The following is a 22,731-nucleotide window of genomic DNA, read 5'->3' as shown; positions in this document are numbered from 1 at the left end:
TTGATTCCTTTCTTTGTAAAACAGGATTAAATCTCGAGTGATTTTGTAGAAGTCATCTCAATCACATCTAAGTAAAATCTCACTACTTGGTCTTCGGTATATGATTTTCCTTTTTTTAGCCACCAGGTCAGTGTTTCGATAAAATTGGTTACTACAAAATGTTTGAGGTAGGAAGCCGGTATGTTCGGATAGGCCTCTTGCAAGTCATCCGCCACCATGGGGTAAACATGGTGTTCGAGCTCCTTGTGTAGTTGGCGGAGGAAGTAGTCGTTTTTGGAAAAAAGGAGACTGGTGACGTGGTCCTGATTTTTTTGAAAATGTAAAAAGATATGAGCGAGGTAGTCCTCGGTAGTAAAGTGTCCTTCCCTTTCAAAGAGATGATGAAAGAGGTAGCGACAGAGTTCATCTAAAAGCAGTTCCTTACTCTCGTAATGACAGTAAAAAGTAGAACGTCCAACATCTGCTAGGTCAATGATATCCTGGACAGTAGTGGCATCATAGCCTTTGTCGTTCAAAAGTTGTAAAAAAGCTTGATAGATGGCTTTTTTCGTCTTACTGACTCGACGGTCTCTTTTTGGCATATAGACACTTGAGACAAACTGTTCAGAACTGAACACGGCTGACAGTTTGCTTCTATCCTTTCTTTGGATTTTATTAGATAATACAAATGAAAGAAGTATGTATATACCCATTATACCAAAGGAGGGAGAGAAATGAGTTCTAAAACATCTATCTGGTTAGCTTTTTTCTTAAATTTAAGCTATGCGATTGTTGAGTTTATCGCAGGAGGAATCTTTGGTTCGAGTGCAGTTCTTGCTGATTCTGTTCATGACTTGGGAGATGCTATAGCCATTGGTATATCAGCCCTTCTAGAAACAATCTCCAATCGTGAAGAAGATAGGCAGTATACCTTGGGTTACAAACGTTTTAGTCTTTTAGGAGCCATGCTAACGGCTGTGATTCTTATGATAGGGTCTGTCCTAGTGATCTTGGAAAATATCACAAAGATCGTTCACCCGCAACCCATCAATGAGGAAGGCATCCTCTGGCTGGGAATCATTGCGGTAGCTATTAATGTGCTAGCTAGTATAGTAGTTCGTAAAGGAAAGACAAAGAACGAGTCTATTCTTAGCTTGCATTTTTTGGAAGACACTCTTGGTTGGTTGGCTGTCATTCTAATGGCGATTATCCTCAAATTTACAGATTGGTATATCCTTGATCCACTCTTATCTCTTGTCATTTCTATCTTCATTCTAACAAAAGCCATTCCTCGCTTTTGGAGCGCACTAAAAATTTTCCTAGATGCTGTGCCAGAAGGGGTAGATATCAAGAAAGTTAAGAATGACTTAGAGCAGTTGGACAATGTTGCTAGTGTCAATCAGCTCAATCTTTGGACTATGGATGGATTGGAGAAAAATGCCATTATCCATGTTTGTCTCAAGCGGATAGAAGACATGGAAGCGAGTAAAACAGCTATCCGTCACTATCTAAAGGACATTGGCTTTCATAATATTACCATTGAAGTGGATAGCGATCAAGCTAGTCATGCCTGCCATAAACGGGATATCCATGCCATAGAGAGTCAGAGCGGACATGATCACCACCAGCATTAATGAAGAATTGGTACTAGCAGAATCCCAAGAAGAAGTGTATACTATAGTTAAGTAAGCAATAGAAAGGTAGGTTGTTCCTATGAAAAAGACAGTCTATACAAAAGCTGGCCAAGTTGGTCTAGTAGAAGTGGAGCGTCCGCAGATCGAGGCGCCGGATGATGTCATTCTCCGTATTGTGCGTACCTGTGTCTGTGGTTCTGATTTATGGAGCTACCGCAATCCAGACATTGAAAAGGGGCATCAAAATAGTGGTCACGAGGCAATCGGGATTGTCGAAGAAATCGGAGATGCTATTACAACGGTTAAACCAGGAGATTTTGTCATTGCGCCTTTCACCCATGGCTGTGGTGAGTGTGACGCCTGCCGTGCTGGCTATGATGGGACTTGTGACCGCCATATTGGAACCAACTGGTCAGGTGGTGTCCAAGCTGAGTATATCCGTTTCCACTATGCCAACTGGGCGCTGGTTAAAATCCCAGGTCAACCCTCTGATTACACAGAAGGAATGCTCAAATCTCTCCTAACACTGGCTGATGTCATGCCGACAGGATATCATGCGGCGCGTGTTGCAAATGTTCAAAAAGGGGACAAGGTTGTTGTTATCGGTGATGGGGCTGTTGGTCAATGTGCTGTCATCGCAGCTAAGATGCGTGGAGCATCGCAAATTATCCTTATGAGTCGTCACGAAGATCGTCAACAAATGGCCTTGGAGTCAGGAGCGACAGCTGTTGTAGCTGAACGAGGAGAAGATGGTATTGCTAAGGTCCGTGAAATCCTTGGTGGTGGAGCGGATGCTGCCCTTGAATGTGTCGGTACCGCAGCAGCTGTTGATCAAGCTCTGGGTGTCCTTCACAATGGAGGACGCTTAGGATTTGTCGGTGTGCCTCACTACAATAACCGTGCTCTTGGTTCGACCTTTGCCCAAAACATATCTGTAGCAGGTGGAGCAGCTTCTGTTACCACCTATGACAAACAGTTCTTGCTGAAAGCAGTGCTTGACGGTGATATCAATCCAGGACGAGTCTTTACGACAAGTTATAAATTGGAAGATATTAATCAGGCCTATAAAGATATGGATGAACGTAAGTCCATTAAGTCTATGATTATAATGAACTAAAAAATAAAATCCTAATGGAGATTTGAGAATCTCTATTAGGATTTTTTATGTTGAACTGTTGTACTTAATGCAGAGTACTTTCTCTCAGAGTCAGTCTAGTTCCCAGCATAGTCAGGCTAGGAATTTTCCGACCATGGAGTACTTCCTTGTTAAGAATATCCATACCTGCTCGGCCCATTTCTTCGGTATAGACTGTGATGCTAGAAAGAGGGGGATAGACCTGCTTGGTCAGGCTAGTGTCGTTAAAGGAAATAAGGCTAACACGATCTGGTAGACTGATTCCAGATTCTTGGAGCGCACGGAGGGCGCCGATGGCTAAACTATCGCTGGCTGCGAAAAAGGCTGGGGGTAGTTGATCCCCCAACTTGTGAATGGCCTCCTTCATCAAGTCATATCCAGACTGGGCAGTAAAGCTCCCCTGAAAGACCAGTTCTTCATGGTAGATTCCTTTTGCTTGGGTAATGTCTTTGAAATTTTCTAGCCGCTTATCCTGGATGATTTCTTCTTGGTCGGTTGTTTCCTCAAGGCCTGTTAGAATGCCAATCCGATCCAGTCCCTGATTGAGGAAATGGTCTACAACTTGTTTCACAGCAGTGTAAAAGTCGGTGATAATACAGGTATGACCTAGTGAGAGGGTGTCACTGTCTATAAAGACCAAAGGTTTTTGGTATTCTTCAAAGGCAGAAATCTGAGCTCGGCTGAACTTTCCGATACAGAGAATGCCAATCACTTCCTCGCTCAGGGTAAAAGGATGGTCATTAAAATAGCGCAAGATATCATAGTCCAACTCTTGAGCTCTTTTTTCAATCCCTAGACGAATCTGGTAGTAGTAGAGGTCGTCTAGCTCTCCTTGTTCGCTGACCCATTGGATAATGGCAATTTTTTGCTTGGGTTTGTGGGATTCGCCTGTCTTGAGATGTTTGGTATAGCCCAGCTCTTCAGCGACAGTTAAAATACGGTGTCTGGTTTCTTCTGTAACAGATAGACTCTGGTCGCGATTGAGGACACGAGATACGGTCGCGATAGAGACAGAGGCTAGCTGTGCGATGTCTTTTAATGTAGCCATAAATCCTCCTTTTAGGTTAGTATATCATATTTTTCTTCTTTTTACCGATTGTTTAGTAAAACTTTAGTAAAAAGGATTGACCTTGGCAAAAGCCTTGGATACAATAGAAGAAAACGATTACACGTTAAGGCGACTTAACGGACAGTCAAAGGAGAATTCATATGACACAACATCTTACTGCTGAAGCCCTTCGCAAAGATTTTCTTGCAGTTTTTGGTCAAGAAGCAGACCAAACCTTCTTTTCACCAGGTCGCATCAATTTGATTGGTGAACACACGGACTACAATGGCGGGCACGTTTTTCCAGCTGCTATTTCCTTGGGAACATACGGTGCAGCTCGCAAGCGTGACGACCAAGTCTTGCGTTTCTACTCAACTAACTTTGAGGACAAAGGTATCATCGAAGTGCCTCTTGCTGATCTCAAGTTTGAAAAAAAGCACAGCTGGACCAATTATCCAAAAGGAGTTCTTTATTTCTTGCAAGAAGCTGGGCACGTGATTGACAAAGGTTTTGATTTTTATGTTTATGGGAATATCCCAAATGGTGCAGGCTTGTCTTCATCAGCATCTTTGGAACTTTTGACAGGGGTTGTGGCAGAGCATCTCTTTGGTTTAAAACTGGACCGTTTGGATTTGGTTAAAATCGGAAAACAAACAGAAAACAACTTTATCGGAGTCAACTCTGGTATCATGGACCAGTTTGCCATCGGTATGGGAGCTGACCAACGTGCTATTTACCTAGATACCAACACCTTGGAGTACGACTTGGTGCCACTTGATTTGAAGGACAATGTTGTTGTTATCATGAACACCAATAAACGTCGTGAACTAGCAGACTCTAAGTACAATGAACGCCGTGCTGAGTGTGAAAAAGCAGTGGAAGAATTGCAAGCTGCCTTAGATATTCAGACCTTGGGTGAATTGGATGAGTGGGCTTTTGATCAATACAGCTACCTGATTAAAGACGAAAATCGTTTGAAACGTGCTCGTCATGCTGTTCTTGAAAACCAACGTACCCTTAAGGCTCAAGCAGCCCTTCAAGCAGGAGATTTGGAAACATTTGGTCGTTTGATGAATGCGTCACACGTTTCTCTGGAGCATGACTACGAAGTAACTGGCTTGGAATTGGATACTCTTGTTCACACAGCTTGGGCTCAAGAAGGTGTTCTCGGTGCTCGTATGACAGGGGCAGGTTTTGGCGGATGTGCCATTGCCTTGGTGCAAAAAGACGCTGTTGAGGCCTTTAAGGAAGCTGTAGGCAAGCACTACAAGGAAGTCGTTGGATACGCTCCAAGTTTCTATATCGCTGAAGTTGCAGGTGGCACTCGCGTCCTTGACTAGTTAAAAGGAGGCTCTATCGTGACCTTAGTAGATAAATTTGTAACACACGTTATTGCTGAAAGTTCATTTGAGGAAATGGATCGAATCTACCTGACCAACCGTGTCTTGGCACGAGTAGGAGACGGTGTTTTGGAAGTTGAGACCAATCTGGATAAAGTGATTGACCTCAAAGACCAGTTGGTTGAGGAAGCGGTTCGATTAGAGACGATTGAGGATAGTCAGACTGCGCGTGAAATCCTTGGTGCTGAACTGATGGACTTGGTAACCCCTTGTCCAAGTCAGGTTAATCGAGACTTCTGGGTAACCTATGCTCACTCTCCTGAGCAGGCGATAGGGGATTTTTACCAGCTCAGCCAGAAAAATGACTACATCAAGCTCAAGGCCATTGCTAAAAATATCGCCTACAGAGTACCATCTGACTACGGAGATCTAGAAATCACCATCAACCTCTCTAAGCCTGAAAAGGATCCAAAGGAGATTGCAGCAGCCAAGTTGGTGCAAGCTAGCAATTATCCCCAGTGTCAGCTTTGTCTAGAGAACGAAGGCTATCATGGTCGAATTAACCATCCAGCTCGCAGCAATCACCGCATTATTCGTTTTGAAATGGCAGGTCAGGAGTGGGGCTTCCAGTATTCGCCCTATGCTTATTTTAATGAGCACTGTATCTTCTTAGACGGCCAGCATCGTCCCATGGCCATTAGTCGTCAGAGCTTTGAGCGTCTGCTGGCGATCGTAGAGCAATTTCCGGGATATTTTGCGGGTTCGAATGCCGACCTACCGATTGTGGGAGGTTCTATTCTCACTCATGATCACTATCAAGGAGGCCGTCACGTATTTCCTATGGAATTAGCTCCTCTGCAAAAGGATTTCCGATTTGCTGGATTTGAGCAGGTCAAGGCTGGGATTGTCAAGTGGCCAATGTCAGTGCTACGTTTGAACTCGGATTCTAAAGAGGATTTGATCAACTTGGCTGATATGATTTTACAGGAATGGCGTCAATATTCAGATCCTGAAGTGCAGATTTTAGCAGAAACAGATGGGACACCGCATCACACCATCACACCCATTGCGCGTAAACGCGATGGACAGTTTGAGTTGGACTTGGTCTTGCGAGACAATCAGACATCGCCAGAGCATCCTGATGGTATCTATCATCCCCACAAGGATGTCCAACATATCAAGAAGGAAAATATCGGCTTGATTGAGGTCATGGGCTTGGCTATTCTTCCACCTCGTTTGAAGGCAGAAGTGGAGCAAGTTGCCAGCTACCTCGTGGGAGAAGGGGTTACAGTTGCCGAATATCATCAGGAATGGGCAGACCAGCTCAAAGCCCAACATCTGGACCTAGCAGATAAAGAAAAAACCCTTGAAATCGTCAAGGACTCTGTGGGTGACATCTTTGCACGTGTTCTGGAGGACGCGGGGGTTTACAAGCAGACGAAACAAGGACAGGCAGCCTTTATGCGCTTTGTAGAACAGGTCGGAATTTTGCCAGACTAGGAGCTTTCTCCTTGCATAGTCCTATAAAAAGTAGTATCATAGGGTCGTTTGAAATATCAGGAGGAAACGATGAAAGATTTTCATTTTGACGCTATATCTGCCTTTGAAAATTACGAAATTGAACAAATGAGAGATGGTCACGTTGTGGTGACGACGAAAATAGTGGACTCGTCGCTCAACTACTATGGCAATGCCCATGGAGGCTATCTCTTCACCCTTTGTGATCAGATTAGTGGTTTGGTGGTTATCTCGCTGGGGCTAGATGGAGTGACGCTTCAGTCCTCTATCAACTACCTCAAGGAAGGAAAACTAGATGATGTACTGACCATTAAAGGAGAATGTGTCCATCATGGACGCACAACCTGTGTAGTGGATGTGGATATCACCAATCAAGAAGGCAGAAATGTCTGCAAAGCAACCTTTACCATGTTTGTCACAGGCCAGCGGTCTGAAAAAAGACAGGTAAGGATATAGAGATAGATGAGTAGGACAAATATAGCCTACTCATTTTTAATTTATAAGAGTAGTAAAATACCAAGCTAATGGTTGTGTTTCTGTGGTATAATACTAAGTATGAATATTGAACAAACGAAAAAAATTATTCTACAACCATTCACTAAATGGACAGGCGGTAAACGACAATTATTACCTATCATAAAAGAACTTATGCCTGAAACATATAATGATTATTATGAACCTTTTATCGGAGGGGGGGCATTATTTTTTGATATAGCTCCTGAAAGGGCTGTTATTAATGATTATAATTCTGAGTTAACCAACTGCTATCAACAAATCAAGGATAATCCTCAGGAGTTAATTGACTTATTGAAGTATCATCAGGAAAATAATTCAAAAGATTATTACTTACAATTACGCTCAGCTGATCGTGATGATAGAATAAACAATATGTCCGATGTCCAAAGAGCTGCTCGAATTCTATATATGCTAAGAGTTGATTTTAATGGCTTATATCGAGTGAATTCTAAAAATCAATTCAATGTACCATACGGTAGCTATAAGAATCCTAAAATTGTTGATGAAGAGCTAATATTTGCTATTTCAGATTATCTAAATAACAATCTAATAGAAATTAGAACGGGCGATTTTGAGGATGCACTCTTAGATGTTCAAGAAGGAGATTTTATTTATTTCGATCCTCCGTATATACCATTATCTGATACAAGTGCTTTTACATCGTATACTCATGAAGGTTTTTCTTATGATGACCAAGTTAGATTAAGAGATACATTTAGGAGACTAAGCAATGCAGGTGCTTATGTTATGCTGTCAAATTCATCGAGTCATTTAGTAGAGGAATTATACCGAGATTTTAATATCCATTATGTAGAGGCTACAAGAACAAATGGGGCTAAGTCTTCAAGTCGAGGAAAAATTTCTGAAATTATAGTTACAAATTATGAAAATTAACGAATATAAGTATGGGGGTGTTTTAATGACAAAACCATACTATAATAAAGACAAAATGATTCTTGTTCATGCAGATACGTTTAAATTATTATCAAAAATGAAACCAGAGAGTATGGATATGATCTTTGCTGACCCACCATATTTTTTAAGTAATGGTGGAATATCTAATTCAGGGGGACAAGTTGTTTCCGTTGATAAAGGAGATTGGGATAAGATTTCTTCCTTTGAGGAAAAGCACGAATTCAATCGTAAATGGATTCGTTTAGCAAAAGAAGTTTTGAAGCCGAATGGGACTATTTGGATTTCAGGAAGTTTGCATAATATTTACTCAGTTGGAATGGCATTAGAGCAAGAAGGTTTTAAAATTTTGAATAACATTACTTGGCAGAAAACAAACCCTGCACCTAATTTATCCTGTCGTTATTTCACTCATTCTACTGAAACTATTTTATGGGCAAGAAAAAATGATAAAAAAGCTCGTCATTATTACAATTATGATTTGATGAAAGAGCTAAATGATGGTAAGCAAATGAAAGATGTTTGGACAGGTGCTTTGACGAAAAAAGCTGAGAAATGGGCTGGGAAGCATCCAACACAAAAGCCAGAGTATCTATTAGAACGTATTATTTTAGCTTCTACGAAAAAAGGTGATTATATTTTAGATCCATTTGTTGGTAGTGGCACTACGGGCGTTGTTGCGAAGCGATTAGGTAGAAGATTTATAGGTATTGATGCTGAAAAAGAATATCTGGAAATAGCTAAAAAAAGATTGGAGGAGGAAAACTATGGCAAGAAAACCAAATAAACATGGAGGAGGGGCAAAAACGACCATTCATGGTTTGAAATTTGAAAGAGATACTGACTTTTCGGAATTAGTAGACTCCCTTCCTGGCTATAAAGTTAAAGAAATAGATTTTAAAGATAGAAAAGCGACAAAAGGTTTTGAAGTTTTTAGAATTGGGGAAGAAGAACTCATCGGTAAGATTATGCCTCAATATAGATTTTATGATTTTTTGAAAGAATTGGGAATTGATAATACCAATTCTAAACAATGGAAACCAGATGAAGTATTTATAAATTTTGAAAATCATACAGTTTATATAGTTGAGAAAAAATGGCAGGAAAGTGAAGGAAGTGTCGATGAAAAACTACTGGGATTCGGAAATAAACGACGTATTTATCAACGTTTGTTAGATAGTGTGCAAGAGGGTGAGCCATTTTCCGTGCAATTTATATTTGTTGGAAATAAAAGTTTCTTTGGTCAAGATAAATATCGAGATACTTTTGAAATGTTACGTGGGGATGGTATTAAAATAATGCTTGATGAATACGACATGTCATTTTTTGGATTATTTTAATTAGCAAGAAAGGAAAACATGAATTTTAATACTTACATTTCTTTATCATCAGAAGATAGATTACAAAATTTTTTAAATACGCTCTCAATAACAAATCGTACTCCCGAGTATTATGTAAACTGGGAGAAAGTTGAACGTGAGACAAAGAAGTATGAACTAGAGTTGAATACTTTAAACTACTTAATTGGTAAAGATGATATCTATTCAGACGCATTATACCTATTCACTAAACAACCTAATTTGTTAAAAGCAATTCCTAGCTTGATTGCAAGTCGTGATAAAGTTTTAGATGTTTTAACAATAGATGAAAACGATAATATGTCTTTTGAGCAATTGGATTTCAAAACGATAGACACTAGTAGAATAGATGACTACATGAAATTTATTGAGCAATCTGGTTTACTGAATTTTTTACAACAACATGCTAATCGTTCATTAGTTGATTATGTTTATGGAGTAGAGACTGGATTAGACAGCAATGCACGAAAAAACCGAAGTGGAACAACCATGGAGGGGATTTTAGAGAGACATGTAGCAAAAATTTCTCAGGAACAAAAACTGGAATGGAAATCTCAAGCTACAGCCCAATTTATTAAGGATAAGTGGGGGATTAAAGTACCTGTTGATAAGTCTGAGAGAAGATTTGATGTTGCAGTTTATTCCCGAGAAAAACATAAGGTTTGGCTGATTGAAACGAATTACTATGGCGGAGGAGGAAGTAAATTAAAAGCGGTGGCTGGAGAGTTTACTGAACTTAGTCAATTTGTTATTACCTCAAATGACGATGTAGAATTTGTTTGGGTTACTGATGGTCAAGGATGGAAAACAGCGCACTTACCACTAGCAGAAGCATTTAGTAACATTATGAATGTGTTTAATTTAAAGATGTTAAGAGAAGGATTTTTAGCGGATTTATTTTTACTATAATTGTTCATTAGTTAGAAACAAAAAAGAGGTTCACGCCTCTTTTTCTTATTTCTTTTTCCGATTTAATATGGCATTGAGTACAATGGCAAGTAGGCTGGCTACGACGATTCCGTTTGAGAAGAACATTTGGAAGGCTGTCGGCATGCTGACAAAGAGATTACTGTTATTTAGACCTACACCAGCAGCGATTGAAACAGCTGCGATAAGGAAGTTGTGTTCATTGTTAGCAAAGTCAACGCGAGCGAGGATTTGCATCCCTTGAAGGGAAACAAATCCAAACATCACCAGCATGGCGCCTCCAAGAACAGGGCTCGGAATGATTTGAGCGAGCGCACCAAACTTAGGTAGGAGTCCAAGGAGGACTAGGAAACCAGCTGCGTAGTAGATTGGCAGGCGAGTCTTGATACCTGACAATTTAACCAAACCAACGTTTTGTGAAAATCCTGTGTAAGGGAAGGTGTTAAAGATTCCTCCGAGAAGTACAGCCAGACCTTCTGCGCGGTAACCGTTGCGCAGGCGCGTGCTGTCGATTGGGTCATTAGTAATATCAGACAAGGCCAGATAAACACCAGTAGATTCAACCATAGACACCGTTGCGATGATACACATCATGACAATAGAAGAGATCTCAAAGGTTGGCATCCCAAAGTAGAGGGGAGTTGGGACATGGACTAGTGGTGCTGCAGCAACAGGCGAGAAGTCCACCAATCCCATGGTAGCAGCGATGGCAGTTCCGACAACCAAGCCAATCAAAATAGAGATGGACTTGATAAATCCTTTGGTAAAGATGTTAATCAAGAGGATAATCAAAACAGTGATAGCTGCAAGCAAGAGGCTTTGACCAGTTGGCTCTGGAACGTTATTTCCCATATTTCCAATAGCGACCGGAATCAAGGTCAACCCAATCGTGGTAATAACAGATCCTGTTACGATAGATGGGAAGAGATTGGCCACTTTTGAGAAAACACCTGAAATCAGAACCACGTAAATACCTGATGCGATAAGGGCACCAAACATAGCACCGCTACCATGGCTTTGCCCAATCATAATCAAGGGAGCGACTGACTGGAAGGCTACTCCGAGAACGACTGGTAGTCCAATCCCAAAGTATTTGTTGAGTTGGAGTTGGAGGAAGGTTGCCACCCCACACATGAAGATATCTGTAGAAATCAGGTAGGTCAACTGCTCAGCTGAATAGCCAAGGGCTGTCGCAATCATGATAGGAACCAGGATAGAACCTGAGTACATGGCTAGTAAGTGCTGTAAGCCAAGAACGGCTGCTTGCGAGTGTTTTTCTTGTTTTTGCATTAGAGATCTGCCTCCTTAAATACGACTTGACCGTTTTCGAAACGATCCAAGCGAGCGAGCGATAGGACAGGGTAGCCTGCTTTTTCAAGTAAATCACGACCATCTTGGAAGGATTTTTCAATCACGATACCAATCGCTTCAACTTTTGCTCCGGCCTGTTCGATGATTTGGATCAATCCTTTGGCAGCTTGTCCATTGGCAAGGAAATCATCGATAATCAAGACCTTGTCCTCTGGTGAGAGGAATTTTCCAGCGATGGAAACTGTGCTGGTCACCTGCTTGGTAAAGGAGTAGACTTGAGCAGTTAAGATGCCTTCGTTCATGGTGATGTTTTTAGCTTTTTTGGCAAAAATCATGGGAACACCTAAGGCTTCAGCTGTAAAAACGGCTGGGGCAATGCCTGACGCTTCAATGGTCACGACCTTGGTAATGCCAGCAGAAGAAAATTTTTCCGCAAATACCTTACCGATCTCTCGCATCAAGCTGAAGTCAACTTGGTGGGTTAAAAAGGAATCTACCTTGAGGATGTTGTCACCCAAGATATGCCCATCCTGAAGGATGCGCTCTTCTAATAATTTCATAAGACCTCCTAAAGTCTAAAAGATGCTTCATTTGCTTGTCTAGAGTTTCTAGTATGTAATAGAAAAAGGACCTACTTAATCCCCTAAGTAAGTCCCTAAAATAGGCATGGCCAACACCATACCTTCAGCTGACATACTCATTGTTAGGTGTTCCGGCACCTTGTAGAAACGTCGTGCCAATTCACGACATAAACAAGTAAAATGGTACTATTATCAAACGCAATAGCGTTAATGTCATTATTTTACACTAAATAGCTTTAGAAATCAAATGTTTTGTTAGTAAATAGATCATAAAAGCGAACGAATAAAAGGCTGCAACGCTAGAAAGTATTGTAGCCTTTTATTCTTCTATTCGCTAAATCTTAAAAAATAGCCATCGGGATCCAAGACTGCAAATTCGTGAGGATAGATGTAATGATCCCCAACACGAAATGTTCTCTTGGTCAGCGGACGATGGATAGGATAGTCAGCTTCCAGCAGTTTTTGGTGGAGCTGAGGGACATCTTCAATGCCAAAGGAAATATTGACACCGCGCCCGAAAGGATAGGTTAGTTGGGCTAATTCTTCTGTGCTGCCTTCTTCTAGCATAAGTTGGCAGTCTTCAAGCGAGAGGAAGAGAAATTTCTCCTCTGGACGCTCGTATTCGACAGAAAATCCCAGCAAATCGCAGTAGAAGTGGCGTGACTTTTCGAGGTCAGATACTACAAATTCAGGAATGACAGCTTGATAGTCCATTAACTTTCTCCTTAGAGTTCAATTTCCAATACAATCGGCGTATGGTCTTGACGCGCACCCGAGTCAATCATGTCAGACTTGGTCACCTTGTCAGCCACGCGGTTGCTAGTGAGCCAGTAGTCGATTCTCCAGCCTGTATTGTTGATTTTAGAAGTCTTGCTGCGTTGCGCCCACCAAGTGTAACGCTCTGTGACATCGCCGTGAAGATGACGGAAGGTGTCGGTAAATCCAGTTGCCAAGAGGTTGGTAAATCCAGCGCGTTCCTCGTCGGTAAATCCAGGTGAACGGCGATTGCTGGCAGGATTTGCAAGGTCGATTTCCTTGTGAGCTACGTTGTAGTCTCCAGTCGCAAGGACTGGTTTTTCTTTGTCTAGTTGAGCCAAATACTCAGCATATTTGACATCCCAGATTTGGCGTTCTTCCAAGCGTTTTAGACCGTCTCCAGCGTTTGGTGTGTATACTTGGCTCACGAAAAATGCATCAAATTCCAAGGTGATGATGCGGCCTTCCAAATCCATGGTAGAAGGAGCACCGATTTCTGGGAAGCTAATCGTTGGTGTGAGTTCTTTCTTATAAAGGAACATGGTTCCAGCGTAGCCTTTGCGAGCAGGTTCTTGAGAGGAACGCCAAGTGTTTTCATAACCTGGGAAGAGTTCTTCTAAAATTTCCAAGTGTTTTTTTGTAGGCCCTTTTGAAGAAAGCTTGGTTTCTTGGATAGCGATGATATCAGCATTTTCAGCGACCAAGGTTTGTAGGACTTCTTGGGACAATTTTGCACGAGCTGAGTCACTCGTTAGGGCTGCATTGAGGGAATCAATATTCCATGAGATGAGTTTCATAAACTTACCTTTTTCATTCAGATTATAGACTATATTATATCAAAAAAAGGCGTATTTCCCCAACGTATGGTTTGAAAAATCACCCTCTTTCATTTATAATTAAGAATGATTTTATGAAAGGGAGTGAAAATACATGAAATTCTATTCTTATGACTATGTCCTCAGCCAAATTGGTCAGCAAAATGGTATCATGATTGGTTTAGGGATTGTCCTATTAGCTGTGACAGGATTTTTAGCTTTCAAGGCTTATCATGATAAAAAGGGGACCAAATTTCGTGAGTTGGTCATGATTTCAGCTTTGACCTTATTAGCTCTCCTTTTGGTCAGCATCACGACTTATCAAAACAATCAAGTTTCTAACAATAAATTTCAAGCTTCACTTCATTTCATCGAGCTTGTTTCCAAAGAATTGGGAGTAGACAAGTCAGAAGTCTATGTCAATACTTCTGCCGACACTGATGGCGCACTTATCAAGGTCGGAGATCGCTATTACCGTGCCTTGAACGGAAGTGAGCCAGACAAGTACCTGCTAGAGAAAGTCGAATTGTATAAAACAGATGCAATTGAACTGGTGGAGGTGAACAAATGACACTCAATTATATCGAAATTTTAATCAAACTAGCCTTGGGTCTCTTTTCTCTGGTTTTTGTAATCAATGTGACAGGAAAGGGTAACCTAGCGCCTAACTCAGCAATAGACCAAATTCAGAACTATGTACTTGGGGGGATCATCGGTGGGGTGATTTACAATAGCGCCATCAGTATCCTTCAGTATGCAGTTATCCTGATTATGTGGACCATTCTGGTCTTGACTCTCAAATGGCTCAACAACAATGTTCACTTTGTGAAACGTTTGATTGATGGGAAGCCAACCCTGCTCATCAAAAATGGGAAGATTGATCCAGAAGCCTGCCGTTCGGTTGGTTTATCTGCAGCGGACGTAGCTCTTAAGCTCCGTAGTCAGGGAATTTTCCAAATGAAACAAGTCAAACGCGCTATGCAGGAGCAGAACGGTCAACTCATCGTAGTCCAAATGGGAGATGAGAATCCCAAGTATCCTGTTGTCACAGACGGTGTTATCCAAGTCGAAATTTTGGAGACCATTGGTCGGAGCGAAGAATGGCTGCTTGATAACCTCAGCAAACAAGGGTATGACAATGTGGCCAATATCTTTATCGCTGAGTATGACAAGGGTGTCGTCTCCGTCGTAACTTATGAATAAGAAAAACCTGGGGTCTTGTACTCTTCAAAAATCAAATTCAAACTGCGTCAACGTCGCCTTGCCGTATGTAGGTTACTGACTTCGTCAGTTCTATCTACAACCTCAAAGCAGTGCTTTGAGCAGCCTGCGGCTAGTTTCCTAGTTTGCTCTTTGATTTTCATTGAGTCTTGGCCTCAGGTTTCCATTTGCAATCAGAAAGGGATTTTATGTCCATTATTCAAAAACTCTGGTGGTTTTTCAAGTTAGAAAAACGCCGTTATCTAGTCGGGATTGTGGCCTTGGTCTTGGTCTCTGTCCTCAACCTTATTCCCCCCATGGTCATGGGACGGGTGATTGATGCCATTACGTCGGGACAATTAACCCATCAGGACCTCCTTCTTAATCTATTTTATCTACTGCTGGCAGCCTTTGGGATGTACTATCTGCGCTATGTTTGGCGTATGTATATCCTTGGGACTTCCTATCGTCTGGGGCAGATTATGCGGTCTCGCTTGTTTGAGCATTTTACTAAGATGTCGCCAGCCTTTTATCAAACCTATCGGACGGGGGACTTGATGGCACACGCCACCAATGATATCAATGCCCTAACGCGTCTGGCAGGTGGAGGAGTCATGTCAGCAGTGGATGCTTCCATCACGGCTCTGGTGACTTTGCTGACCATGCTTTTTAGCATTTCTTGGCAAATGACCTTGGTTGCTATTTTACCCCTGCCTTTCATGGCTTATGCAACTAGTCGTTTAGGCAGAAAGACTCACAAGGCTTTTGGCGAATCGCAAGCTGCCTTTTCTGAACTCAATAACAAGGTGCAGGAGTCTGTATCAGGTATCAAAGTGACCAAATCTTTCGGTTATCAGGCGGACGAGTTGAAGTCCTTTCAGACAGTTAATGAATTGACCTTTCAAAAGAACCTGCAAACCATGAAATACGATAGTCTCTTTGACCCTATGGTTCTATTGTTTGTTGGTTCGTCCTACGTTTTAACTCTTTTGGTCGGTTCCTTGATGGTTCAGAAAGGGCAAATCACCGTTGGGAATCTGGTTACCTTTATCAGCTACTTGGATATGTTGGTCTGGCCTCTTATGGCCATTGGTTTCCTCTTTAATATTACTCAGCGAGGGAAGGTGTCCTATCAGCGAATTGAGGATCTTTTGTCTCAGGAATCTCCTGTACATGACCCTGAGTTACCTCTGGACGGTATTGAAAATGGGCGCTTGGAGTACGATATTGACAGCTTTGCCTTTGAAAATGAAGAAACACTGACGGATATTCACTTTAGCTTGGCAAAAGGGCAAACTCTGGGCTTGGTCGGACAGACAGGTTCTGGGAAAACATCTTTAATCAAACTGCTCTTGCGAGAATACGATGTGGATAAGGGAGCCATTTATCTAAACGGGCATGATATTCGGAATTATCGTCTGACGGACCTTCGCAGCCTTATGGGCTATGTTCCTCAGGACCAGTTCCTCTTTGCGACTTCGATTTTAGACAATATCCGCTTTGGCAATCCTAATTTGCCCCTTTCAACGGTCGAGGAAGCGACTAAGCTAGCCCAAGTTTACCAAGACATTGTAGCTATGCCTCGGGGATTTGATACGCTTATTGGTGAAAAAGGAGTTAGTCTTTCTGGTGGTCAAAAGCAACGTCTGGCTATGAGTCGGGCGATGATTTTAGACCCTGATATCTTGATTTTAGATGATTCCTTGTCAGCCGTGGATGCCAAGACAGAGTATGCGATCATCGATAATCTCAAGGAGACGCGGAAGGATAAGACAACTATCATCACAGCCCATCGTCTCAGTGCAGTCGTCCATGCAGATCTGATTTTGGTTCTTCAAAATGGCCAAATCATAGAACGCGGTACACACGAAGACCTGCTAGCTTTAGATGGCTGGTATGCCCAAACCTATCAGTCTCAGCAGTTGGAAATGAAAGGAGAAGAAGATGCAGAATAAGCAAGAACAATGGGCTGTATTGAAGCGCTTGATGACTTATCTCAAGCCCTATGGCCTCCTGACCGTTTTGGCACTAAGCTTTCTCCTAGCGACTACGGTCATTAAAAGCGTGATTCCCCTTGTAGCTTCCCACTTTATCGACCAGTATCTCAGCAATCTCAACCAACTTGCTGTGACCGTTTTGCTGGTCTACTATGGTCTTTACATCCTGCAGACTCTAGTTCAGTATGTCGGCAATCTTCTCTTTGCGCGCGTGTCCTACAGTATTGTTAGAGATATTCGTCGGGATGCCTTTGCTAATATGGAGAAGCTAGGCATGTTCTATTTTGACAAGACGCCAGCTGGTTCGATTGTCTCTCGTTTGACCAATGACACCGAGACCATAAGTGACATGTTTTCAGGGATTTTATCCAGTTTTATCTCAGCAGTTTTTATCTTTCTGACAACTCTGTATACCATGTTGGTACTGGATTTTCGTTTGACAGGTTTAGTCTTGCTCTTTCTTCCCTTGATTTTCCTTTTGGTCAATCTCTATCGGAAAAAGTCAGTGAAAATCATCGAAAAAACTAGAAGTCTCTTGTCGGATATCAATAGCAAGCTAGCAGAAAGTATTGAAGGGATCAGAATTATCCAAGCATTCAATCAAGAGAAGCGCCTGCAGGCAGAATTTGATGAAATCAACCAAGAACACTTGGTCTACGCCAACCGTTCTGTAGCCTTGGACGCCCTCTTTTTACGTCCTGCCATGAGTTTACTGAAACTCCTAGGCTACGCTGTTTTGATGGCTTATTTTGGCTACCGTGGGCTTTATCTGGGAATAACAGCAGGAACCATGTATGCCTTTATCCAGTACATCAACCGTCTCTTTGATCCTCTGATTGAGGTGACGCAAAACTTTTCAACCCTTCAAACGTCCATGGTGTCTGCAAGTCGTGTTTTTGCCTTGATTGATGAGAGGACCTATGAGCCTCTTCAAGAAAATGGGCAAGCCAAAATCAAAGAGGGCAATATCCGTTTTGAACATGTGTGTTTCTCATATGACGGCAAACACCAGATTCTGGATGATATTTCCTTTTCGGTTAAGAGGGGAGAAACCATTGCCTTTGTAGGTCATACAGGTTCAGGGAAGTCTTCCATTATCAATGTCCTCATGCGCTTTTATGAATTTCAGTCAGGCCACGTTCTCTTGGATGGTGTGGATATCAGGAACTACAGTCAGGAAGAGCTGAGAAAAAATATCGGTCTGGTCTTGCAGGATCCCTTCCTCTATCACGGGACTATCAAGTCCAATATCGCCATGTATCAAGATCTTAGTGATGAAGAAGTCCAGGCTGCGGCTGCCTTTGTGGATGCAGATTCCTTTATTCAGGAACTTCCGCAGAGTTATGATGCACCTGTGTCTGAGCGTGGTTCGAGCTTTTCTACTGGTCAGCGCCAGCTTCTTGCCTTTGCCAGAACAGTCGCAAGTCAGCCTAAAATCCTGATTTTGGATGAAGCGACAGCCAATATTGACTCGGAGACAGAAAGTTTGGTTCAAGATTCCCTAGCTAAGATGAGACAGGGTCGGACGACCATTGCTATTGCTCATCGCCTTTCGACCATCCAGGACGCCAACTGCATTTATGTTTTGGACAAGGGACGCATTATCGAGAGTGGAACCCATGAGGAACTCTTGGCCTTGGAAGGAACCTATCATAAGATGTATAGCTTACAGGCAGGGGCTATGTCCTAATACTCTTTGAAAATCTATTCTAACCACGTCAGCTTTATCTGCAACCTCAAAGCTGTACTTTGATTTTCATTGAATATAAGAAAGAAATCCTTTAAATTACAGATTTCTTGCACCGCCTTTTCCATTTTGTGGTATAATGAAAAATGTTGACAAATAGTATAATAAAAACAAAGGAGAAACAGCATGCTGAAATGGGAAGACTTGCCCGTGGAAATGCAATCAAGCGAGGTTGAGTCTTACTACCAGCTTGTCTCTAAAAGGAAAGGTTCGCTGATTTTCAAGCGTTGTCTGGACTGGGTTCTGGCCTTGGTTTTACTGATTTTGACTTCCCCAATCTTTCTCATCTTGAGCATTTGGATCAAGTTGGATAGCAAGGGACCTGTCATTTACAAGCAAGAGCGCGTGACCCAGTACAATCGTCCATTCAAGATTTGGAAGTTCCGTACCATGGTAACGGATGCGGATAAAAAAGGAAGTCTAGTGACTTCAGCTAACGATAGCCGTATTACCAAAGTGGGAAATTTCATTCGCCGTGTGCGCTTGGACGAACTGCCTCAGCTGGTCAATGTCCTTAAAGGCGAAATGTCCTTTGTCGGTACAAGACCTGAGGTGCCACGCTACACCGAGCAGTATAGTCCTGAAATGATGGCGACCTTGCTCTTGCCAGCAGGAATCACCTCTCCAGCCAGCATCAACTACAAGGATGAGGATACTATCATCAGTCAAATGACGGAGAAAGGTCTGTCAGTTGACCAGGCTTATGTAGAGCATGTTCTTCCTGAAAAGATGCGCTATAATCTCGCCTATCTCCGAGAGTTTAGTTTCCTTGGAGACATTAAAATCATGTTTCAAACCGTGTTTGAAGTGCTAAAATAAAGTAGTCATGAGAAAATGAGTACAGATAAAAGGAGCAAATCAATGCCAAATTACAATATTCCATTTTCACCACCCGATATTACCGAAGCTGAAATTGCTGAAGTAGCAGATACCCTACGTTCTGGTTGGATCACAACAGGTCCTAAGACAAAAGAACTGGAGCGTCGCTTGTCCCAATACACACAGACCCCTAAGACTGTCTGCCTCAACTCTGCAACCGCCGCTCTTGAGTTGATTTTACGTGTGTTGGAAGTGGGACCTGGTGATGAAGTCATCGTTCCAGCTATGACTTACACAGCTTCATGTAGTGTCATCACACACGTAGGAGCAACACCCGTCATGGTGGATATCCAAGCAGATACGTTTGAGATGGACTATGACCTTCTTGAGCAAGCCATCACTGAGAAAACTAAGGTGATCATCCCAGTAGACCTTGCAGGGATTGTTTGCAACTATGACCGTTTGTTCCAAATTGTGGAGAAGAAACGCGATCTCTTTACTGCTTCAAGTAAGTGGCAAAAGGTCTTTAACCGTATTGTGCTTGTCTCTGATAGTGCCCATGCTTTGGGATCAACTTATAAAGGACACCCTGCGGGCTCTATCGCTGACTTTACTTCCTTCTCATTCCATGCCGTTAAAAACTTTACAACGGCTGAGGGAGGAAGTGCGACTTGGAAGGCCAATCCAGCGATTGACGACGAAGAAATGTACAAGGAATTCCAAATCCTTTCCCTTCATGGTCAGACTAAGGATGCTCTTGCTAAGATGCAATTGGGTTCATGGGAGTACGATATCGTAACACCAGCCTATAAGTGCAACATGACGGATATCATGGCTTCGATAGGTTTGGTACAATTGGATCGTTACCCTGGTTTGCTACAACGTCGTAAGGACATCGTGGATCGCTATAATCGTGGCTTTGCGGGTACTCGTATTCACCCACTGGCACACAAGACTGATACTGTCGAATCTTGTCGTCACCTCTACATCACCCATGTAGAAGGTGCTAGTCTAGAAGAGCGTAATCGTATTATCCAAGAATTGGCCAAAGCAGGAATTGCAAGTAATGTACACTACAAACCGCTTCCTCTCTTGACAGCTTATAAGAATCTTGGCTTTGATATGGCAGATTATCCAAGAGCCTATGCCTTCTTTGAAAATGAAATTACGCTCCCTCTTCATACAAAATTAAGTGATGATGAGGTTGATTATATCGTTCAGACTTTGGTGAGAATTTCCGAAGAAATACTCGGTTCAGGAAAAAAATCATAAAAAAATCTTGACAAAGATAGAACAATAACATATAATATTCTCAATAAATCAGAAAAGTAACTATGTTTGATCTTCAGGGAGCCTGTGGTGATTGTGAACAGGTGGTTGGAAGTAGTGAAAGTGGGCTGATTTTAAAAATGAATTTGAAACAATGAAAATTCGGTGCGCACACCTTATAGTGCAACTTGTTGTTAGACAAGGCAGAGATGTAAAGGGGGATAGTCCCTTTACAATTGAGGTGGCACCGCGTTACCAACGCCCTCACATGGAAGTAGATTCTGTGTGTGGGCTTTTTTCTTTCGGTCATTTTGTTTATCTTTTATTAGGGCGTTAAGTCGCTTTGATGAACTTGAGTTCTATCTGCAGCTCCTTGCCTACTACTAAAAGCAAACAAAACGGCCGGATTAATATGGAAAGAGGAAAAATTTTATGACAACTAAAGGTTATTTTGGACAATTTGGTGGTAGTTTTGTACCGGAGCCGATTCAGGCTTTGTTGGATGAGTTGGAAGTGACATTTGACAAATACAAGGATGATCCAGAATTTTTGGCAGAATTTCGCCATTACTTGAAGGATTATTCAGGTCGCGAAACACCGCTCTATTTTGCGGAAAGTTTAACAGACCACCTAGGTGGAGCTAAGATTTATCTCAAGCGCGAAGACCTTAATCACCTTGGTTCTCACAAGCTCAACAATGTTTTAGGACAAATTCTTCTTGCCAAACGTATGGGCAAAAAACGAGTGATCGCAGAAACAGGAGCTGGTCAGCACGGTGTTGCGACAGCAGCTGCTGCAGCTAAGTTTGGTATGGCCTGTGATGTCTACATGGGGGCAGAAGATGTGGAGCGTCAACGACTCAATGTCTTCCGTATGGAGATGATGGGAGCGACTGTTCACGCAGTTGAAACGGGGACACGAACTCTTAAGGATGCGGTTGATGCAGCCTTTGGAGCATGGATGAATGACCTTGAAGCCTTCTACGTTTTGGGATCTGCTGTAGGACCTCATCCTTATCCTACAATTGTTCATGAATTCCAAAAGGTCATCAGTGAAGAATCTCGTCGTCAAATCTTAGAAAAAGAAGGCCGTTTACCAGACTACGTCATTGCCTGTGTAGGTGGTGGTTCCAATGCCATCGGTGCTTTTTCACAGTATGTGGCTGATGAAGAAGTCAAATTGGTTGGGGTCGAAGCTGCCGGTCACGGACTTGACACAGACAAGCACGCAGCCACTATGACAAAAGGTAGTGTCGGAATTGTCGACGGTATGAAGACTTATGCAGTCTTTAAGGAAGATGGAGAGCTAGCGCCAGTTTACTCTATCTCAGCTGGTTTGGACTATCCAGGGGTTGGCCCAGAACACGCCTACTTTAAAGATTCAGGTCGCGTGGAATACGTAGCAGCGACAGATGAAGAAGCTGTTCAAGCCTTGCTCCTTCTCAGCAAGACTGAAGGGATTATCCCAGCGATCGAAAGTTCGCACGCGATCGCAGAAGCGGTAAAACGTGCACCGAAACTAAGTAAAGATGAGATTATCATCATCAATGTCTCTGGTCGTGGAGACAAGGACGTAGCTGCGATTGCAGACTACCTAGAAGCTAAAAAATAAGAGATGGAAAAATTACAGTCTTTTCTCTCACAGAGAGCTTGTGGTTGCTGGAAACAAGCAGAGAAAGCTGTAAGGTTGGGTCCATCTGAAACGAGAGAAGAAAACATAATTCTCAAGGGAGTGCCCTTTATCGCACAGCCTGTTACAGGAAGGTTCTGAGACAGGAATGAGAGATAGGAGAAATCCTATAATTGAGGTGGCACCGCGAATTTCGTCCTCACGCAAGTTATTTTGCGTGGGGATTTTTCATACAATCGC

The 22,731-nt window shown here is 42.4% G+C and carries 22 protein-coding genes, 1 riboswitch and 2 other annotated features; of the genes, 16 read left to right on the top strand and 6 right to left on the bottom strand.

Going from position 1 to position 22,731, the window contains the following annotated elements; genetic code table 11:
- Positions 1-26 precede the first annotated feature (26 nt).
- Entirely contained in the window at positions 27-581 is a 555-nt protein-coding gene (locus M1F56_RS05645; protein ID WP_247917145.1) for a TetR/AcrR family transcriptional regulator, read from the bottom strand.
- A 132-nt stretch (positions 582-713) separates the two neighbouring features.
- Here M1F56_RS05645 and M1F56_RS05640 point away from each other — a divergent pair, with 132 nt between their 5' ends.
- Complete coding sequence (locus M1F56_RS05640; protein ID WP_247917126.1) at positions 714-1,613, top strand: cation diffusion facilitator family transporter; 900 nt, start codon at positions 714-716, stop codon at positions 1,611-1,613.
- Positions 1,614-1,692: 79 nt separating this feature from the next.
- The gene (locus M1F56_RS05635; protein ID WP_247917124.1) at positions 1,693-2,730 is read left to right on the top strand and encodes a zinc-binding dehydrogenase; all 1,038 of its coding nucleotides are present in this window, start codon (positions 1,693-1,695) and stop codon (positions 2,728-2,730) included.
- A 64-nt stretch (positions 2,731-2,794) separates the two neighbouring features.
- Here the strand turns inward: M1F56_RS05635 and galR are convergent, their stop codons facing one another.
- Positions 2,795-3,796 carry a DNA-binding transcriptional regulator GalR gene (gene galR, locus M1F56_RS05630; RefSeq protein WP_000212498.1) on the bottom strand — a complete coding sequence of 334 codons (1,002 nt, stop codon included), beginning with the start codon at positions 3,794-3,796 and terminating at the stop codon, positions 2,795-2,797.
- Positions 3,797-3,957: 161 nt separating this feature from the next.
- Here galR and M1F56_RS05625 point away from each other — a divergent pair, with 161 nt between their 5' ends.
- The 7 genes from M1F56_RS05625 to M1F56_RS05595 all read left to right on the top strand — a co-directional run bounded on the left by M1F56_RS05625 (position 3,958) and on the right by M1F56_RS05595 (position 10,349).
- Entirely contained in the window at positions 3,958-5,136 is a 1,179-nt protein-coding gene (locus tag M1F56_RS05625) for a galactokinase (protein WP_247917123.1), read from the top strand.
- An 18-nt stretch (positions 5,137-5,154) separates the two neighbouring features.
- A complete protein-coding gene (locus M1F56_RS05620; protein WP_247917122.1) occupies positions 5,155-6,636 on the top strand; it encodes a UDP-glucose--hexose-1-phosphate uridylyltransferase in 1,482 nt (493 codons plus the stop codon).
- A 69-nt stretch (positions 6,637-6,705) separates the two neighbouring features.
- Entirely contained in the window at positions 6,706-7,110 is a 405-nt protein-coding gene (locus tag M1F56_RS05615) for a PaaI family thioesterase (protein ID WP_247917121.1), read from the top strand.
- A 99-nt stretch (positions 7,111-7,209) separates the two neighbouring features.
- Positions 7,210-8,064, top strand: a complete 855-nt coding sequence (locus tag M1F56_RS05610) for a DNA adenine methylase (protein WP_247917120.1) — start codon at positions 7,210-7,212, stop codon at positions 8,062-8,064.
- The gene (locus tag M1F56_RS05605; protein WP_247917119.1) at positions 8,054-8,869 is read left to right on the top strand and encodes a DNA-methyltransferase; all 816 of its coding nucleotides are present in this window, start codon (positions 8,054-8,056) and stop codon (positions 8,867-8,869) included. Before M1F56_RS05610 ends, M1F56_RS05605 begins: the two co-directional genes overlap by 11 nt.
- Entirely contained in the window at positions 8,850-9,422 is a 573-nt protein-coding gene (locus M1F56_RS05600; protein ID WP_247917118.1) for a PD-(D/E)XK nuclease superfamily protein, read from the top strand. The genes M1F56_RS05605 and M1F56_RS05600 overlap by 20 nt, the downstream gene beginning before the upstream one ends.
- Before the next feature lie 18 nt (positions 9,423-9,440).
- On the top strand, positions 9,441-10,349 hold the full coding sequence (locus tag M1F56_RS05595) for a type II restriction endonuclease (protein ID WP_247917117.1): 909 nt from the start codon (positions 9,441-9,443) through the stop codon (positions 10,347-10,349).
- A 45-nt stretch (positions 10,350-10,394) separates the two neighbouring features.
- Here the strand turns inward: M1F56_RS05595 and M1F56_RS05590 are convergent, their stop codons facing one another.
- The 4 genes from M1F56_RS05590 to M1F56_RS05575 form a co-directional block, all read right to left on the bottom strand.
- Positions 10,395-11,657, bottom strand: a complete 1,263-nt coding sequence (locus M1F56_RS05590) for a nucleobase:cation symporter-2 family protein (RefSeq protein ID WP_247917116.1) — start codon at positions 11,655-11,657, stop codon at positions 10,395-10,397.
- A complete protein-coding gene (locus tag M1F56_RS05585) occupies positions 11,657-12,238 on the bottom strand; it encodes a xanthine phosphoribosyltransferase (RefSeq protein WP_247917115.1) in 582 nt (193 codons plus the stop codon). Before M1F56_RS05585 ends, M1F56_RS05590 begins: the two co-directional genes overlap by 1 nt.
- 120 nt (positions 12,239-12,358) lie before the next feature.
- Positions 12,359-12,454: riboswitch (purine riboswitch) on the bottom strand.
- A 132-nt stretch (positions 12,455-12,586) separates the two neighbouring features.
- Complete coding sequence (locus M1F56_RS05580) at positions 12,587-12,973, bottom strand: bleomycin resistance protein (RefSeq protein ID WP_061452820.1); 387 nt, start codon at positions 12,971-12,973, stop codon at positions 12,587-12,589.
- An 11-nt stretch (positions 12,974-12,984) separates the two neighbouring features.
- Positions 12,985-13,812 carry an exodeoxyribonuclease III gene (locus M1F56_RS05575; protein WP_247917114.1) on the bottom strand — a complete coding sequence of 276 codons (828 nt, stop codon included), beginning with the start codon at positions 13,810-13,812 and terminating at the stop codon, positions 12,985-12,987.
- 133 nt (positions 13,813-13,945) lie between these two features.
- On the opposite strand from M1F56_RS05575, the gene M1F56_RS05570 reads away from it, so the two are divergent.
- The 7 genes from M1F56_RS05570 (at position 13,946) to trpB (ending at position 22,473) form a co-directional block, all read left to right on the top strand.
- Complete coding sequence (locus tag M1F56_RS05570; RefSeq protein ID WP_000675323.1) at positions 13,946-14,401, top strand: DUF3290 family protein; 456 nt, start codon at positions 13,946-13,948, stop codon at positions 14,399-14,401.
- Positions 14,398-15,033 (top strand): DUF421 domain-containing protein, encoded by a 636-nt coding sequence (locus M1F56_RS05565; RefSeq protein ID WP_000174434.1) that lies wholly within the window; start codon positions 14,398-14,400, stop codon positions 15,031-15,033. Before M1F56_RS05570 ends, M1F56_RS05565 begins: the two co-directional genes overlap by 4 nt.
- Positions 15,034-15,239: 206 nt before the next feature.
- Positions 15,240-16,985: an ABC transporter ATP-binding protein gene (locus M1F56_RS05560; RefSeq protein ID WP_247917112.1), complete on the top strand. Its 1,746-nt coding sequence runs from the start codon at positions 15,240-15,242 to the stop codon at positions 16,983-16,985.
- Entirely contained in the window at positions 16,975-18,717 is a 1,743-nt protein-coding gene (locus tag M1F56_RS05555; RefSeq protein WP_247917110.1) for an ABC transporter ATP-binding protein, read from the top strand. Before M1F56_RS05560 ends, M1F56_RS05555 begins: the two co-directional genes overlap by 11 nt.
- A gap of 183 nt (positions 18,718-18,900) precedes the next feature.
- Positions 18,901-19,593 (top strand): sugar transferase, encoded by a 693-nt coding sequence (locus M1F56_RS05550; protein ID WP_000922227.1) that lies wholly within the window; start codon positions 18,901-18,903, stop codon positions 19,591-19,593.
- Positions 19,594-19,635: 42 nt separating this feature from the next.
- Positions 19,636-20,865 carry a DegT/DnrJ/EryC1/StrS family aminotransferase gene (locus M1F56_RS05545; protein WP_009730496.1) on the top strand — a complete coding sequence of 410 codons (1,230 nt, stop codon included), beginning with the start codon at positions 19,636-19,638 and terminating at the stop codon, positions 20,863-20,865.
- Positions 20,866-20,899: 34 nt separating this feature from the next.
- Positions 20,900-21,131: a binding site (T-box leader), on the top strand.
- 163 nt (positions 21,132-21,294) lie between these two features.
- Entirely contained in the window at positions 21,295-22,473 is a 1,179-nt protein-coding gene (gene trpB / locus M1F56_RS05540; protein ID WP_045592556.1) for a tryptophan synthase subunit beta, read from the top strand.
- Positions 22,470-22,695 (top strand) — a binding site (T-box leader). (Overlaps the previous gene by 4 nt.)
- Positions 22,696-22,731: the final 36 nt, after the last annotated feature.

It is taken from the genome of Streptococcus oralis (assembly GCF_023109005.1).
GTDB lineage: Bacteria > Bacillota > Bacilli > Lactobacillales > Streptococcaceae > Streptococcus > Streptococcus oralis_BU.
This window is presented reverse-complemented; position numbering and strand designations above follow the sequence as displayed.